Source organism: Bacillus sp. JFL15, from assembly GCF_001184225.1.
Lineage (GTDB): Bacteria > Bacillota > Bacilli > Bacillales > Bacillaceae > Bacillus > Bacillus siamensis.
The window spans coordinates 2,858,365-2,873,622 of the sequence record NZ_KQ236689.1 but is presented as its reverse complement, the minus strand read 5'-3'; the positions used below and the strand labels follow the sequence as shown (position 1 = coordinate 2,873,622).

Below are 15,258 nucleotides of genomic sequence, written 5' to 3'. Positions count from 1 at the left end.
AGGCAAAGGTCTTGCTAGACATGAATAATTGGCATGCCAACAAAGCCGATGGATATGATCCATGAATTGACGACTTTGTTTCCGGAACTTCCGGACGCTACTCCCCTTTGGGATTTCAAGAAATATTTTGTTTATACGCTCATGATAAAGCCTGTTTCATCATTTGTCAACGCTTAACTTTTTTAACAAATTGAGAAATTTTTTCTGTTTTATCCCGTTGCTTTCCTCTCTTTAAAAGCAGATAAAAGACAAGAAGCAAGACAATGAATATACCGAGCGGCAGCATATATTGATCAAGAATGGAACCGACGCTTTTCCAATTTTCCCCGAGCTTCATTCCGAGGTATACGTAAACAAACGTAATCGGGAGCATCGCTGCATATGTATAAAGAGAAAACACCCAGACATTCATTTTCGCAATTCCGCACGGCAGAGAAATCAGCGTCCTGACCCCCGGTATAAAACGGCCGCTGAACGCTACCAAACCTCCGTGTTTCTGAAAGAAATGGTCTGATTTCTGAAGCGATTCGGGCTTTATCCATATATACTTTCCATACTTCAGCAAAAACGGCCGGCCCCCCAGCCTTCCGATTCCATATAAGACCAGCGGACCCGAAACACCGCCGAGCGATCCGGCAATCACGGCTCCGGCAAGCGTCATATCCCCTTTTGACACCCAGTAGCCTGCAAGCGGAAGTACAATTTCCGCCGGGATGAATTCTATACTCAGCGCCAAAAAAATTCCGGCGTAGGATAAGCTTTTAAACGCTTCTATTATTGATATGATAAAACCTTCGATGATTTATCACTCCAGGCATTTTGTATTCCGAATCTTAAGAATCATTTTAACACAAAACCTCGAAACTGAAATATTTTTATGCCGCGCCGATATAAATGAGGATCGTTTCAGATCGGTAGTAGTAGGAGGAATCATCTTTTGGAATTACATGTACAATACAATGTCCCGCTTGTCGGGCTATCCATCCTGATTGCTTGTCTGGCGGCGTTTACTTCACTTGAAATTTCCAGAAAAATAACGCTCAAAACGGGGATTCACAGTAAGCTGTGGCTGTTTATGGGTTCAGTTATCATGGGTTTCGGCATATGGTCAATGCACTTTGTCGGAATGCTTGCCGTTTATATGAACATGCACATGAATTATGAAGCTGTGCCGATGTTCTTTTCTGCAGCCGCCGCGATTTCCGGATCTTTTGCGGCTTTATACATTGTCAGCCGGAGAATCTTAACATTCAGCCGGCTGATTACCGGATCTGTTTTTATGGGCGCGGGAATTTCTCTCATGCATTACATGGGAATGTCGGCCATTTCCCGGGTAATGATTATGTATAATCCCTTTTTGTTCTGTATGTCTATTCTGATTGCCATGGCTTCTTCTTTCATTTCGCTGAAAGTATTTTTCGGTTTGGCAGCGAAAAAACCGACGGAACCTTTTACTTTTCACAAAATCATCGGTTCTGTTTTCATGGGCGCGGCCGTTTCAGGGATGCATTATACCGGAATGATGGCTGCCTCATTTTATGAAGACATGAGAAAGCCGGAAAACGATATGGAAATTCATTCGTTTCATTGGTCCGTTTTTATTACGCTGATCATCTTTTGTTTTCAGATGTTATTGTTTTTCAGCTCACATTTCGATCGTCAGTTTTTCCGCCACAATGAACGGATGAAAGACCATGAACAGCGGTTCCAATCATTAATCAATCATAATATTGACCCTATTTTCATCCTATCTCCTGACGGTAAAATTCTTTACTCTAATGAAGCAGGAGCCGAGATGAAACACAATTTCGGACTGGACAGCCAAAATTGGCGCCGGCATATCAGCAGACAGCTGAAAACTTATTTTAAACAGGTAAAAAAAGAACAGCAGGCCCTGCATATTGATGCTGATCTGAAAACAGACGTCGGCTTATTTTATATTAATGTTACCTTTATCCCCGTTTTGGTCGATAACGGACTGGACAGTGTATATGTCATCTGCAAAGACATGACCAAACAGCGGAAAGCCGAGAAGGACATTCACCGTATGGCGCATTATGATTCTTTGACAGACCTGCCGAACCGACGGCATGCCGTTCAGCGGTTGACAGAAGTTCTGGAAAGAGATCATTCATTCGGACGCTTGACCGTTGTGTTCTTTCTCGATTTAAATCGGTTTAAGATTATTAACGATGCGCTCGGGCACAATGCCGGAGACGGACTTCTTCAATCAGCGGCTCAGAGGCTCTCCTCCATCATCCCGGATAATGGTTTTATCGCTCGTCTTGGCGGTGATGAATTTATTATTATTTTAACTGACGTCCCTTCTGAGAATGATGAGAATGATGACATTGATGATTTAGCAAAACAGATCATCCTGCAGTTCGAAAAACCGTTTACCATTCAGGAGCACGAGCTGATTACCTCTGTCAGCATCGGCATCGCCGTCTCTCCAAAAGACGGGTCGGACGGGATGGAACTGATGAAAAAAGCCGATATGGCGATGTACGCCTGCAAAGACCGAAACAAGAGCAAATACAAATATTACTCTGCCCAAATCGGAGAAAAAGAAGCGAAAAAGCTTCGGCTTGAGATGGAGCTGAGAGAAGCGATTGAGAAAAAAAGGTTCGTCCTTCATTATCAGCCTCAATACAGCTCTTCTGATCAGCTCATCACGGGAGCTGAAGCGCTTCTGAGAGTGGCCGGCGCGGATGGGAAACTGAAGAATCCCGGAGACTTTATCCAGGCTGCCGAAGAAACCGGGCTGATTATTGACCTCGGCAAATGGATCATCACCGAGGCGTGCCGGCAGGCGAAGGAGTGGCATGAAAAAGGATACCACCTTCCAGTCGCCATTAATATTTCGGCCAAACAGTTTCAATCAGAAGAACTGGTTCCGTTTATTCAGAAAACACTTTCCCATTACAAGCTTCCTCCCCGGCTGCTTGAAGCAGAAGTGACCGAAAGCATGACAATGGAGGATCACGAGCACAGCAAAAAAGTGCTTACCGCACTAACTGAGCTGGGAATCAGTGTAAGCATTGATGATTTCGGAACGGGTCACAGTTCTCTCAGCTACTTGAAGGACTTTCCGATTCACAGATTGAAAATAGATAAATCATTTATAGATGATCTCCAGACACATCCTAAATCTGCGCAGATCACCGGCGCCATTATTGCCATGGGCCATCAGCTTTCTCTTTTAGTCGTTGCTGAAGGGGTTGAAACGGCGATGCAAAAAAAGATTTTAGATGAAAAAGGATGCGATTTTCTCCAGGGATACTATTTCAGCAGGCCATTGCCTCCTGAGGAGATTGAACGGCTCCTCAATGAAGCGCCGCGCCACCCATAAGTTTCTACACATGGAACGGACCCGATTATCCACAATAAAGAAAAAAGGAGTTTTTATTCATGCACACGATGTGGAAGGGTTCGATCAGTTTCGGCCTCGTCAATATCCCGGTCAAGCTCTTTGCGGCCACTGAAGATAAAGATATAAAATTCCGCAGTCTTCATAAAGAAGATCATGCGCCGATTAAATACGAAAAGATCTGTACCGGGTGTGAAAAGAGTCTGGAGCCGGATGAAATCGTTAAAGGCTATGAGTATGTAAAGGGAAAATACGTCATTTTGACAGACGAAGACCTGAAAGACGTAAAGCAGGAACACGAAGAAAAAGCGGTTGAGATTGTTGACTTTGTCCAGCTGCAAGAGATTGATCCGATTTATTTTAACCGGTCTTATTATGTCGGCCCTGGAGACAACGGCACAAAAGCCTATACACTTTTGCGGGAAGCGCTGAGGACGACCGGTAAAATCGGGATTGCCTCTATTACGATCCGTTCTAAGCAGCAGCTTGCGATTCTTCGGGTGTATGACAACTGCATCGTGATGGAATCCATTCATTATCCGGATGAAGTCCGAAACGCCGGACATGTGCCGGGCGTTCCGGAGCAGACAGCCGTTAATGAAAAAGAGCTGCAGACGGCGATTACGTTAATTAATGAGCTGACAACCGAGTTTGAGCCAGAGCAATACGAAGACACATACCGGAAAGCCCTTCTCGCCAAAATTAATGATAAGCTTGAACATGAAGAAGCGGGCGTGACACCGGCTGCTGCCGGCCCGCGCGAAGATGTCATTGATCTTGTCAGCGCCCTTCAGGCAAGCATCGACCGGACGAAGCGGCCGAATCGCGAGCAGGCTGCACCGGCACGGACAAAAGACGCCGCACCTGCAGGCGGCGAAGGCAAAAAGCGGAAGACGACCAGACAAAAAGCCGGAACGTCTTAATCATGGTGCTGACGATGCAGCCGATTTTGACCTCTTCACCGCCCATAGGCAGTGAGTGGCGCTATGAGGTAAAGTATGACGGATTCCGCTGTCTTCTCCGCATAGACGAAAGCGGCGTCACATTGACCAGCAGAAACGGCCAGACGCTGACGAATCAATTTCCGGAAATCACGGCTTTTGCGGCACGGTGTTTTCAGCACATGAAAGACCGGTTCCCCATTACGCTTGACGGAGAGCTTGTCTATTTAATCAATCCGTACAGAGCGGACTTTGAACATATTCAAATCCGCGGGCGTTTAAAACGGGCGGAAGCCATTGAAAGCACCGCCAATAGACGGCCTTGCCGCTTTCTGGCATTTGATCTCCTGGTTCTGGAAGGGGCCGGCACCGTCTCCTTGCCGTATGTGAAGCGGAAGCGCGCCCTTTTCAAACTGTTTGAAGAAGCAAATCTTCCGAAAAGCCCCCATCACTTAGCGGAGGAAGCGATTCAGTACATTCCAGAGCACACTGACTTTGAAGCGCTCTGGGACAAGGTCGTCCGGTATGACGGAGAAGGAATAGTAGCAAAAAAAGCATCAAGCGGCTGGGCGGAAAATAAACGGTCTCCCGACTGGCAGAAGTATAAACATATGAAAACGGCTCACGTGCTATTAACCGGGTTTAATCCGAAGAACGGGTATGTGACGGCCTCGGTATTAAAAGACGGCACCATTGTCCCGATCGCTTCCGTTTCCCACGGCATGCAGGCGGAAGAAAAAAACGCCGTCAGAACCATTATGGAGACTCACGGCCAAAAACAAAAAAGCGGCGAGTATATACTTGAGCCTTCCATCTGTATGACCGTGCAGTATTTAACCATATTGCAGGACACGCTGCGTGAAGTGTCTTTTGTTTCTTTTCAGTTTGAAATGGATTGGACTGAATGTACGTATCAGCAGCTTATCCTCCGTTCTAAAACGCTGCCGCCGAAACTGCAGTTCACAAGCCTGGACAAGACCGTTTTTAAGAAGGCTGAAAAAAAGAAAGAGGATTTCCTTTGCTATATGGTGAAGATGAGCGATTTTCTTATGCCCTTTCTCAAAGATCGGGCCGTCACGGTGATCCGTTATCCGCATGGGGCGCCGGGCGAATCTTTTTTTCAAAAAAACAAACCGGATTACACGCCGGACTTTGTCTCAAGCGTATTTGACGGGAGCCACGAACACATCGTATGCAGCAGCATACCGTCTCTTTTATGGCTCGCCAATCAGCTGGCGCTGGAATTTCACGTTCCGTTTCAGACCGTGCATTCTGAAAGGCCCGCAGAAATCGTCATTGACCTTGATCCTCCTTCAAGGAACGATTTTCCTATGGCCGTGGAGGCGGCGCATGTGCTGAAACAGCTGTTTGACTCATTCAGCATTACATCATTCCCGAAGCTCTCCGGGAATAAAGGCATTCAGCTCTACATCCCGCTTTCACCGGAAGCATTCACCTATGAGGAGACCCGTGCGTTCACAATGCTCATCGCCGATTATTGCGTCAGGACACGTCCGGATCTTTTTACGACAGAGCGGTTTATCAAAAACAGAAACGGCAGGCTCTACCTTGATTATTTGCAGCATGCCGAAGGAAAAACGATCATCGCTCCTTATTCGACCCGGGGCAATGAACTAGGAACGGTTGCCGCCCCTCTTTATTGGAACGAAGTCAACTCCTCTTTAACACCCGATGATTATACGATTGATACAGTGGTGAATCGGGTCAGGACAGAGGGAGATCCGTTTTATGATTTTTACCGGAATCCGCAGGACGGCCCGCTTTCAAACGTGCTTGAGCAAATCAAGAGAAAGAGCTGACGCTTTTCGTCAGCTCTTTTCAGTCTGATACGTGCACATCAGTTTTTCTTTGGAAATGAATAAATAGCAGGAATAAGGAATGTTTTTGAGGGTGAGCTGTTTTTCAGTAAAATATAAAATCGGAATATGTGCCGCTTTTTTAAACAGCCTGTAGCAGCAGCTGGAGGGCTTTATCACATCAAATCCGAGTCTTGCCGCCCCTTTATGAAGCATTGTAATGCCGACGACGCCTTTAATCTCGTCTTTCCGTTTATGCTGGTTAATATAATCAGCTAAATGAGGCATGGATTGATAAACCTTCTGATATAGCATAATCCCCCTTCTGACCGCGCTTTCAATAGGCTGCAGCTCTTTCAGGAGTTTGACGTTATGAAGATGAATCTTGACTAACACGTCATTTTTTTCAATTCTGGTTCCGTCGCTCAGGATGACCTCTTTCCCTTTATATCTTGTCAAACGAACGCGGAATACATTCGATTGCTGTTTATCAATCAGCGTCAGCCGGGTAAAGAAGAAATAAAGCGGATCAAGTAAGTACCATATAGTCAGCAGACAGCTTCTCACACGTTCACCTTCTTTATATTCAAAGCACTTTCATATTTTGGCATGGGGCATGTCACATTATGATTGGTAAATAATGATGCCGCCCTGTATCAGCATATGCAAAATCGGCTTCAGGCTCTACCGTCGGACAGAAAAAAACACTCTCCTTGAAGAAGAGTGTTTGTATCCGCTTTCTTTTAACGGAAAAGCAAGTGCTGGCTGTGAATCCCCGCTTTTTTCAATAAGGCAATCAGCTGTTCCTGTTCCTCAGGCATAAGTCCTGAAAACGCTCTCGCAATTCTCAATGAATGAATCGGATAAATTTTGTCTAAATACTCATTTCCTTTATCAGTTAAATGGGCGTAAACAGACCGTTTGTCCTTCGGGTCTTGTTCTCTGACCAAAAACCCGTTTCTTTCAAGCTTGTCGATGACATAGGTGACATTCCCGCTGACAAGCAAAAGACGCGACCCGATTTGCTGGAGCTTTTGCGGGCCTCTCGTATACAGCAGCTCCAAAACGGCAAATTCAGTCGGATTAAAACCGTGTTCTTTACTGTCGCGGATACTGTGTTCAGACACACTTTTGAAAGCCCTTGCAAAAACTTTGTACAAATTCATCGAACGCATCACTTCTTCTTCATTAAATGATAATCTCATCATATCTACCCCGTATTTAAGATTTTTATAAAAAAATAATGTAAACCCTTACAATTCATAAGAGTCGTTCTTTGTTTTATATTCTATTCGTGCCGTTTTTCAGAATTCCTTCTTTTTTATATAAAAAAATACCCTTATACATCATTTAATTTGTATAAGGGTTTCGTTCTTTATAGGGAATGTTCCGGAAAAAATACGCGTATTCCTTTCTCAGCTCCGTGATTGTCATGGAGTTCAGTATTTCTTTCGTATAGACTCCGATCTGAAGAAGCTTTTTGGAATAATGGTTTCTCTCTTTGTCCAGTGCATTTTGAAACAAATGACTCATGACGCCCTCCTTTGTTTTCCGTTATTCTATGATCAGAATACCGCTTTTATTTCAATGACGTATGAAGCCATTGTAAAACTTATGTGGAATTATGATGTTTTTCGGTAAAGTCCGTTCTGGACGGCTCTGAGCAGCGGAAAAGCGTGTTCCCCGGCAAGCTGCATAAACGTCTCCAGCATTTCATCGCGTTTCATATCTAATTCAATGATTTCTTTTGCCAGCGAAACCGCTTTTTCTTTCTCCATTCATATCCTTCCTCTCATTGTATCTGTAAAGTAAGCATAAAACGGGATACAGAGCCATGCATTAACCTTGTTAATTTTTCTGACGCTTTTTTTCTAAAATCTTCTATTTCACGTCAGAAAACCTGACAAGCGTCAGGTTTTTTCTCTTTTTTTCTTATATAATATGAGTAAAAGACATCCAGGGGTGGAAAAATGACGACAGACGAACAATCTTACAAAGATAAAAAAGTAATCTCGATCGGCATTGTAAGCGAATTAACCGGATTGTCAGTCAGGCAGATCAGATACTATGAAGAACGGAAATTAATTTACCCGCAGCGCTCATCGCGGGGAACGAGAAAATATTCCTTCGCGGACGTTGAGCGGCTGATGGATATTGCCAACAAGCGTGAGGACGGCGTGCAGACTGCTGAGATTTTAAAAGACATGCGCAAAAAAGAGCAGGCCCTCAAAAACGACCCGCAGCTCCGCAAGAAAATGCTGGAAGGACAGCTTAATGCTCATTTTAAATATAAAAACCGCTGACAAAAAAAGTCCGCCTCCTAATGAGACGGACCTTTTTTTATAAAGCATGAAGAAATGCAGTTGCAATGCCGAAATAAATTAATAAGGACAAAATATCGTTCAGCGTCGTAATCAGCGGCCCGGATGCAATCGCCGGGTCTATGTTCAGTTTATGAAGAATAATAGGGACGATCGTTCCGGCCATCGTACCGATAATCAGCGTTGCAAGCAGCGATGAACCGACGACAAAACCGAGCGTTAAGTCTTTCTGCCAGACGGTTGCGACAATTGTAATCGCAATCGCACAGACAATACCGATGTAGATGCCGGCTCTTAATTCCCGGAAAATCAGCTTAAAGATGGTTTTTTTATTCATTTCTTCTTTAGCCAATCCTCTGATAACGACAGCGAGCGACTGTGTGCCTGTATTTCCCGTCGTTCCCGCGATCATCGGCATGAAAAATGCGAGGGCGACCACTTTTTGCAATGTATCTTCAAAATAATTCAGGATGCTTCCGGAAATCAATCCGATAAACAAAAGGAGAATGAGCCACGGCAAGCGGCGGTACGCCGCCACGTACGCTTTCGTATCAAATGTAATCGCCTTACCGGAGGCGGCGAATTTTTCGTAATCTTCATCAGCCTCTTTAATCACGACGTCGATAATATCATCGACAGTGACGATGCCGACAAGCACATTATTTTCTTCAACGATGGGAATGGCTAAAAAGTCATACCGCTGGATCAGCCGGGCGACTTCTTCCTGATCCTGGAGCACCCCGGCCGAGATGACACGCGTAAACATGAGATCCTGCACTTTATCGTCAGGCTCGCCGAGAATTAAATCTCTGTAAGACAGCACCCCGACAAGCTGCTTGCTGTCATTAATCACGTACAAGTAGTTAATTGATTCTGCGATTTCCGCAAAGCTTTTCAGCTTCACGACCGCATCTTTTACTGTATAATGCTGCGGAATCCAGACGAAGCGGTTCGTCATCATCCGGCCCGCGGATTCTTGCGGATAGTTCATCAAAAGCTGTACGGCCTTTGATTCCTCGGCTTCCATGCTGGACAAAAGCTGCTCTTTCAGCTCTTCATCCATCTCTTCCAGCAAAGCGGCGAGATCGTCGTTATCCATTTTATTCATTGCGAGAGTGGCTTTCGTTTTACCGACTTTATGGAGAACGGCAAGCTGAAATTCCCGCTCCAGCTCTCCGATCATGTCGGTGATGTCATCAACCGTCATATATGACAGATAGCGGGCCCGGTGCTTTTCCGGCATTTCTTTAAATAAAAAGGCCATATCATAGGGCTGAAGCTCGTCTATCATGTTTCGGAATTCTTTTATTTTTCCGTCCCGCAATAAAATGATAATGCGTAATATGAGTTCGTCATAGGTCATGTTTTGGACCATCGGGACTCGTACCTCCTTTACGGAGACGCGCCGTCCGTCAAGGGAAGTGCGGCGGTTTGTCTCCTCATCATGTCGTCACTGGTTATCTGGCTGTATATGGGTACTTCTTCTGACATACTCGAATGGGGAGAATCCATACTCCGCACCTCCTTATCATGCTCAGTCATGTACGTTTTGAGGCATAAAAAAAACCTTCCGAAATGAAGGCGAAAACAAGCACGGCAAATAAACGTGCGGGGCCTTCATTCGTAGAGCTTTAGCACTGTATGGCATAGGACAATCATCCAGCTGCGTTAAGAATCACCTTATGTCGATGATTCCTGTTGACCCATTGGCGTCTTTGGACATTTTTGGGCAGCAGCGTATCTCCATACAGGAGCCTCACCTAACGAAGTTGTTATTTGAATTGACACACTGAGATTACAGAAAAAAAAGGAATGTGTCAACCTTTAAATTGTTATTTCAGCATATGCCTATAAAATAAACGGAATAAAGGCATAAAGCCCTTATTCCGGCAAATCGCTTTCATCTTCTTCTGAAAGTAAATGATATGATTCATGCAGCATGAGCGCGTATTCCCCTTCTTTTGTCGGGTGCGGTACATACTCAGCCTCGTTGATATACTGCTCTTCCCTTTTCTTCACAGAACAGACCTCCTTTTCAACTTTAGATTGTCCAAAAGAAGATCCGTTATCATAAGAAAGAAAAACTCTCCGCAAAAGCGGGACAATGCAGTTATATCTTTCGGATGGTGAAAAAGTTCCGCAACAGCCACGGACCCGGTTTGAAGCCGAGCGTTAATTGCCACGCGCCGATCGCCTGCAGTCCGAATTCCCGCACGAGAACCATTTTTTCACTCATGCTCCGCACATCCTCGAACCATACTTCATGCGTTCTTCCATTTTCATCCGTATACCGGAAGTAAGGGGAGCGATCCCTCTGAGAGTAGCGGATCACTGATTGATATTTCATGGCGGTTTCCATGGCGCGCTGATTGGAGATCGCCGATCCGATCGTCCCGGGGCGGTACGGAATCACCCAATCATATCCGTACAGCGGCACACCGAGAATCACCTTTCTTCTCGGCACCCTGCTGATGGCAAAATGGATGGTTTCTCTGACCTCCGTCAAAGGCGCTACGGGTCCCGGCTCACTGCCGGCGTGGTGCCAGTCGTACGCCATGATGAACATATAATCGACGACGGCTCCGATTCCGCCGTAATCATATCCCCTCAGCCACGGCACCGCTTCATTTGTTTTCGCCGGAACCGATATCGTTAGCGCGAGCTGATGCTCTGAGAGCCTGGTTTTTAACTGCCGGAGAAATCCTGTAAACAGGTCCCGGTCGGCTTCCCTGATCCGTTCAAAATCAATATTTACACCGCCGTATCCCTTTCTTACGGTCAGGTAGACGATATTATTGACGAGGTTCGTTCTCGCCGTCGGGTTCTGCAGGACTTGATGGGCTAATTCCGGGCTGAACCCTCCTTCTGTCAGATTCGTGATAACCGCAAGCGGCCGCACTCTGTTTTGCCATGTGGTTTCTATCGCGGTTCTATCGTTTAAATCATTCATGATATCTCCGTTCGGACCAAAATGATATTCAAACAAAGAAATCGCCGATGAATAGGGTGCAAAATCATTAATGAGCTCTCTGTCCGCTTCAGGTGTCCGAATAACATAAAATTGCAGGGTTCCCGCCAGATAGTTGGAGATATCCGGAATTCTCACTTTCAAACCCGGCCGCAGCCGGTTCGGCGGAATATCCGGGTTTGCCTGCATCAGCTGCATCTGCGGCACATAAGTTTTACTTGCGATAACGGCATACGTATCATTCGGCTGAACCGTATATTCATTAAGAGGGATCAAAAGCGCCTGCCCCGGAACGATATTCGTTTCCTCAAGCCCGTTGACGCTTCTGATGCTGTCAACAGGGTATCCGTACTTTCTGCTGATGGAAAATAACGAGTCGCCAGACTGCACTGTATGAACAAACATAGATGTCCTCCGTTTCCTTTTGATCAAAAGGGCTCTTCTTATCTTTATGAATGATCTTCCGGTCCGATTCCAAACTCTGTTTAGAGAAAGGCTGTTTACAAATCAGACATGATCAACTATGATGATGTCATCATAAAAAACTGTATAGGAAACGCACTAGGGGTGCTGTTATCGGCTGAGATAAAACATGCGGCAGGCGTGTTTTGATCCCTTATAACCCGATCTGGATAATACCAGCGTGGGGAAGTGCAGATTGACCGGAGCGCAGGGTTTTTTCCATGCGTTTTCGTTCTGCTGCTGCATATTCCCTCGGATATGCAGTTTTTTATTTTTCATTAAAAAACGGGGGAGGACACTGCAATATGAAACTTACGATCAATCGTCTTTCGTAAAATCAACTCTTTCATACATACGACTATCCGATAAGAAAGCAGGAGATCACAATGAAAAATTGGAAAATGAGAGAAATTGTCGTCATGTCCGTCATCAGTGTTGTATTTGCTGTCGTTTATTTATTATCAACTCATGCAAGCAATATAGCGGCAGGGTTTTTCGGCCGGATGAGCTACGAACCGATTTACGGTATTTGGTTTATCGTCTCGGTGATTGCCGCCTACATTATTCAAAAACCGGGAGCGGCGCTCATTTCTGAAATCATCGCCGCGTTTGTGGAGTGTTTACTCGGAAATCCGTCAGGGCCGATGGTGATTCTGATCGGCATCGCGCAGGGAATCGGTGCGGAAGCGGTCTTTTTTGCGACACGCTGGCGGGTGTATACCCTGCCCGTGCTCCTTTTATCCGGTATGGGGTCTTCTGTTGCGAGCTTCATTTATGACTTGTTCATTTCCGGATACTCTGTTTTGAATCCGGGTTTATTAGCCGTCATGCTTCTCATCCGCCTGGTCTCAGGTGCGCTTCTTGCCGGCCTTCTCGGCAAAGCAATCAGTGATGCGCTGGCTTACACAGGGGTGCTGAACGGCATGGCGCTGGGAAGAGAATTCAAGAAGAAAAAGAAACAGGTGAATCAAGATGCAGGCATCTGAACCCCTTCTATCGGCCCGCCGTCTTACCTTTTCTTATGAGCAGGATGAGAAGCCGGTTTTTCAAGACGTGTCATTTCAGCTCCGCAAAGGAGAACGGGTTTTATTGCTCGGGCCGAGCGGATGCGGCAAAAGCTCGCTCGCACTTTGTTTAAACGGTCTGTACCCGGAAGCTTGCGATGCGGTTCAAACGGGAACCGTTTCCTTATACGGAACACCTCTTTCGGACCTGTCAGAACCCGCCGCCCGATCCATCGGGGTCGTGTTTCAAGATCCGGATCAGCAGTTTTGCATGCTGACGGTTGAAGATGAAATAGCCTTCGGTCTGGAAAATTTGCAATATACAAAAGAAGAGATGGACTTAATTATTGAGGACGTTTTGGAAAAATTAGAAATCACTCATCTGAAAACACGGACGATCGCCTCGCTGTCAGGCGGTTCAAAACAAAAGGTCGCGCTCGCCTGTATCATTGCGATGGAACCGGAACTCATTATTTTAGACGAACCGACGGCACAGCTTGATCCATATTCCGTGCGTGAATTGGTGCGGCTGATCAAAGAACTGCAGGCCCAAAAAGGCTTCGGACTTCTTGTTATCGAGCATCAGCTTGATCATTGGGCGCCGTGGATGGACAGGACAATTGTCCTTGACGGAACGGGTCAGAAAGTGATGGACGGAGAGACGGGCGCGATCTTTGAAACAAAACTTGAAGAGCTGACACAGCTCGGCATTCCGATTCCGCGGGTGATCTCATTGCAGGAGCACGTCAGCATTCCTTTTACATTGTGCAAAGAAAGACTGTTTCAAGAACCTGTACCGCCCTTTCCCGGCCCCCGGCCCGCCGCGCTTTCGGCAGAGGACGCGCTGAGTGTTCACGGGCTGTCATTCATAAGAGGAACAGACACCATTTTTCAGGACGTGAGCTTTTCCGTAAAAAAAGGGTCAATCACCGCGATTGCCGGCCCTAACGGAACCGGAAAATCCACGCTCCTGTCCGCCGCGGCCAAGCTCATCCGCCCTGTGAGCGGAGACATCAAAATGGACGGCAGATCGGTAGATTCCTATTCGGAAAAAGAACTTCGGCGGCTGATGGGATATGTTTTCCAAAATCCTGAACACCAGTTTGTCACAGATTCCGTCATTCAAGAGCTGCTGTTCGGCTTTGAAAACGGTCAAGCCGCAAAGGAGAAAGCTCTTCAGCTCTTAACCCGGTTCGGCCTGAGACGCTATGCCTCACAGCATCCGTTCTCTTTAAGCCAAGGACAAAAACGCAGGCTCAGCGTCGCCACGATGCTTATGCATCAGGTGAAAGTTTTGCTGCTTGATGAACCGACTTTCGGGCAGGACGCAAAAACGGCGCGTGAGTGCATGCTGATGCTTCAGGAGATCCAAAAGGAAGGAACGGCTGTTTTAATGGTGACACATGATATGGAGCTCGTCTCAGATTATGCCGATACGATCGTTGTGCTCTGCGGCACGAAGCTGGTGTACCGCGGAACGCCCGACTCATTGTTTTCTGATCATATCGGAATCGCGGTGCGGGCGCATTTAGCTTTGCCCCTGCGGTATGAATGGATGAAACACGACAGGAGGCGGAGAAATGAACCTGCGGCTGGAGGCTGTTAACCCGTCAATTAAGGCGGCGGCTGTTTTGTTATGCGTCATTATGCTTTCGTTTATTTATAACCCGTACACGCCTGCTTTGTTTTATATTATCATTGCCGGAGGCGTACTCATGGCGGGACGTGTGCCGCTGAAAAAATGGCTGCTGTTTACGGTTCCGTTTGTCATTCTTGCCTTCGGATCTTTATGGACAGCCGCCGTATTCGGAAACGTCCCGACAACCGAAAGCAATCTGCTGTTTAAGCTCGGACCGATTGCCGTCAACAGTGATAATGCGGCGCTCGGGATTTCTATCGCGTTTCGTATTTTATGTTTTTCCGCTTTGTCGATGATGTTTCTTTTCACAACCGATCCGATTCTGTTTATGCTCAGTCTGATTCAGCAATGTAAGCTCCCGCCGAAGCTTGCTTACGGCGTGATCGCCGGGTTCCGGTTTCTACCTCTTCTGAAAGATGAAATCCTGATTATCAGACAGGCGCACAGAATCAGAGGCGCGGCATCTGATTCCGGGCTGAAAGGAAAGCTCTTTGCCTTCAGGCGCTTTACCATCCCGCTTTTGGCAGGCGCCATCAGAAAGGCGGAACGCACAGCGATCGCAATGGAATCTAAAGGCTTTACAGGGAGCCGAAACCGCACGTTTTACAGAACCGTTACTGTGCGCCGCGCTGACTGGTTCTTTTTCATGCTCGTGCTCCTTTTATTCGGCGCAAGCTGTCTCATTTCACTGTTGTTTGTATAAAAACAGGCCGCCGGAGTGATTCGGCAGCCTGTT

The 15,258-nt window shown here is 46.4% G+C and carries 15 protein-coding genes and 2 riboswitches; of the genes, 7 read left to right on the top strand and 8 right to left on the bottom strand.

Annotation, left to right across the window (positions count from 1 at the left end):
- Nucleotides 1-166: 166 nt before the first annotated feature.
- The gene (locus tag AD710_RS14480; RefSeq protein WP_416053613.1) at nt 167-802 is read right to left on the bottom strand and encodes a DedA family protein; all 636 of its coding nucleotides are present in this window, start codon (nt 800-802) and stop codon (nt 167-169) included.
- 135 nt (nt 803-937) lie between these two features.
- Here AD710_RS14480 and AD710_RS14475 point away from each other — a divergent pair, with 135 nt between their 5' ends.
- The 3 genes from AD710_RS14475 to AD710_RS14465 are packed head-to-tail and all read left to right on the top strand — an operon-like array spanning nt 938 to nt 6,131.
- Nucleotides 938-3,352: a bifunctional diguanylate cyclase/phosphodiesterase gene (locus tag AD710_RS14475; protein ID WP_049628356.1), complete on the top strand. Its 2,415-nt coding sequence runs from the start codon at nt 938-940 to the stop codon at nt 3,350-3,352.
- A 59-nt stretch (nt 3,353-3,411) separates the two neighbouring features.
- On the top strand, nt 3,412-4,293 hold the full coding sequence (gene ku, locus AD710_RS14470) for a non-homologous end joining protein Ku (RefSeq protein ID WP_049628355.1): 882 nt from the start codon (nt 3,412-3,414) through the stop codon (nt 4,291-4,293).
- Between the two features lie 2 nt (nt 4,294-4,295).
- Nucleotides 4,296-6,131: a DNA ligase D gene (locus AD710_RS14465; protein ID WP_049628354.1), complete on the top strand. Its 1,836-nt coding sequence runs from the start codon at nt 4,296-4,298 to the stop codon at nt 6,129-6,131.
- A gap of 9 nt (nt 6,132-6,140) precedes the next feature.
- Here the strand turns inward: AD710_RS14465 and AD710_RS14460 are convergent, their stop codons facing one another.
- The 4 genes from AD710_RS14460 to AD710_RS19645 form a co-directional block, all read right to left on the bottom strand.
- Nucleotides 6,141-6,695: a YkoP family protein gene (locus AD710_RS14460; protein WP_049628353.1), complete on the bottom strand. Its 555-nt coding sequence runs from the start codon at nt 6,693-6,695 to the stop codon at nt 6,141-6,143.
- Nucleotides 6,696-6,871: 176 nt separating this feature from the next.
- Complete coding sequence (locus tag AD710_RS14455; protein ID WP_007610911.1) at nt 6,872-7,336, bottom strand: MarR family winged helix-turn-helix transcriptional regulator; 465 nt, start codon at nt 7,334-7,336, stop codon at nt 6,872-6,874.
- A gap of 142 nt (nt 7,337-7,478) precedes the next feature.
- Nucleotides 7,479-7,661: a Fur-regulated basic protein FbpA gene (locus AD710_RS14450; protein WP_016936380.1), complete on the bottom strand. Its 183-nt coding sequence runs from the start codon at nt 7,659-7,661 to the stop codon at nt 7,479-7,481.
- Between the two features lie 89 nt (nt 7,662-7,750).
- On the bottom strand, nt 7,751-7,906 hold the full coding sequence (locus tag AD710_RS19645; RefSeq protein WP_101605506.1) for a hypothetical protein: 156 nt from the start codon (nt 7,904-7,906) through the stop codon (nt 7,751-7,753).
- 192 nt (nt 7,907-8,098) lie between these two features.
- Between AD710_RS19645 and tnrA the strand changes: the two genes are divergently transcribed.
- Nucleotides 8,099-8,431, top strand: a complete 333-nt coding sequence (gene tnrA, locus AD710_RS14445; protein ID WP_003154734.1) for a MerR family transcriptional regulator — start codon at nt 8,099-8,101, stop codon at nt 8,429-8,431.
- Between the two features lie 37 nt (nt 8,432-8,468).
- Here tnrA and mgtE read toward each other — a convergent pair whose 3' ends face one another.
- The 3 genes from mgtE to AD710_RS14435 form a co-directional block, all read right to left on the bottom strand.
- Nucleotides 8,469-9,824 carry a magnesium transporter gene (gene mgtE / locus AD710_RS14440; protein WP_045925675.1) on the bottom strand — a complete coding sequence of 452 codons (1,356 nt, stop codon included), beginning with the start codon at nt 9,822-9,824 and terminating at the stop codon, nt 8,469-8,471.
- Nucleotides 9,825-10,058: 234 nt separating this feature from the next.
- Nucleotides 10,059-10,224: riboswitch (M-box (ykoK) riboswitch) on the bottom strand.
- Nucleotides 10,225-10,330: 106 nt separating this feature from the next.
- Nucleotides 10,331-10,468, bottom strand: coding sequence for a transcriptional regulator SplA domain-containing protein (locus tag AD710_RS19640; protein ID WP_116746191.1), 138 nt, complete (start codon nt 10,466-10,468; stop codon nt 10,331-10,333).
- Between the two features lie 91 nt (nt 10,469-10,559).
- The gene (locus AD710_RS14435) at nt 10,560-11,822 is read right to left on the bottom strand and encodes a glycosyl hydrolase family 18 protein (protein WP_047475345.1); all 1,263 of its coding nucleotides are present in this window, start codon (nt 11,820-11,822) and stop codon (nt 10,560-10,562) included.
- Nucleotides 11,823-11,970: 148 nt separating this feature from the next.
- Nucleotides 11,971-12,084: riboswitch (TPP riboswitch) on the top strand.
- A gap of 181 nt (nt 12,085-12,265) precedes the next feature.
- Between AD710_RS14435 and AD710_RS14430 the strand changes: the two genes are divergently transcribed.
- Genes AD710_RS14430 through AD710_RS14420 form a run of 3 tightly spaced genes read left to right on the top strand, consistent with a single transcriptional unit; the run spans nt 12,266 to nt 15,225 of the window.
- Nucleotides 12,266-12,865 carry an ECF transporter S component gene (locus AD710_RS14430; RefSeq protein WP_049628352.1) on the top strand — a complete coding sequence of 200 codons (600 nt, stop codon included), beginning with the start codon at nt 12,266-12,268 and terminating at the stop codon, nt 12,863-12,865.
- The gene (locus AD710_RS14425; protein ID WP_049628351.1) at nt 12,852-14,489 is read left to right on the top strand and encodes an ABC transporter ATP-binding protein; all 1,638 of its coding nucleotides are present in this window, start codon (nt 12,852-12,854) and stop codon (nt 14,487-14,489) included. Before AD710_RS14430 ends, AD710_RS14425 begins: the two co-directional genes overlap by 14 nt.
- The gene (locus AD710_RS14420) at nt 14,464-15,225 is read left to right on the top strand and encodes an energy-coupling factor transporter transmembrane component T family protein (RefSeq protein ID WP_049628350.1); all 762 of its coding nucleotides are present in this window, start codon (nt 14,464-14,466) and stop codon (nt 15,223-15,225) included. The genes AD710_RS14425 and AD710_RS14420 overlap by 26 nt, the downstream gene beginning before the upstream one ends.
- The last annotated feature ends 33 nt before the right edge of the window (nt 15,226-15,258 follow it).

Bases quoted from the DNA above. Each gene is read 5' to 3' on its own strand.
- ku (WP_049628355.1), top strand. From the start codon at position 3,412: ATGCACACGATGTGGAAGGGTTCGATCAGTTTCGGCCTCGTCAATATC.
- AD710_RS14465 (WP_049628354.1), top strand. From the start codon at position 4,296: ATGGTGCTGACGATGCAGCCGATTTTGACCTCTTCACCGCCCATAGGC.
- AD710_RS14455 (WP_007610911.1), bottom strand. From the start codon at position 7,336: ATGATGAGATTATCATTTAATGAAGAAGAAGTGATGCGTTCGATGAAT.
- AD710_RS14450 (WP_016936380.1), bottom strand. From the start codon at position 7,661: ATGAGTCATTTGTTTCAAAATGCACTGGACAAAGAGAGAAACCATTAT.
- AD710_RS19645 (WP_101605506.1), bottom strand. From the start codon at position 7,906: ATGGAGAAAGAAAAAGCGGTTTCGCTGGCAAAAGAAATCATTGAATTA.
- tnrA (WP_003154734.1), top strand. From the start codon at position 8,099: ATGACGACAGACGAACAATCTTACAAAGATAAAAAAGTAATCTCGATC.
- mgtE (WP_045925675.1), bottom strand. From the start codon at position 9,824: ATGGTCCAAAACATGACCTATGACGAACTCATATTACGCATTATCATT.
- AD710_RS14435 (WP_047475345.1), bottom strand. From the start codon at position 11,822: ATGTTTGTTCATACAGTGCAGTCTGGCGACTCGTTATTTTCCATCAGC.
- AD710_RS14430 (WP_049628352.1), top strand. From the start codon at position 12,266: ATGAAAAATTGGAAAATGAGAGAAATTGTCGTCATGTCCGTCATCAGT.
- AD710_RS14425 (WP_049628351.1), top strand. From the start codon at position 12,852: ATGCAGGCATCTGAACCCCTTCTATCGGCCCGCCGTCTTACCTTTTCT.
- AD710_RS14420 (WP_049628350.1), top strand. From the start codon at position 14,464: ATGAACCTGCGGCTGGAGGCTGTTAACCCGTCAATTAAGGCGGCGGCT.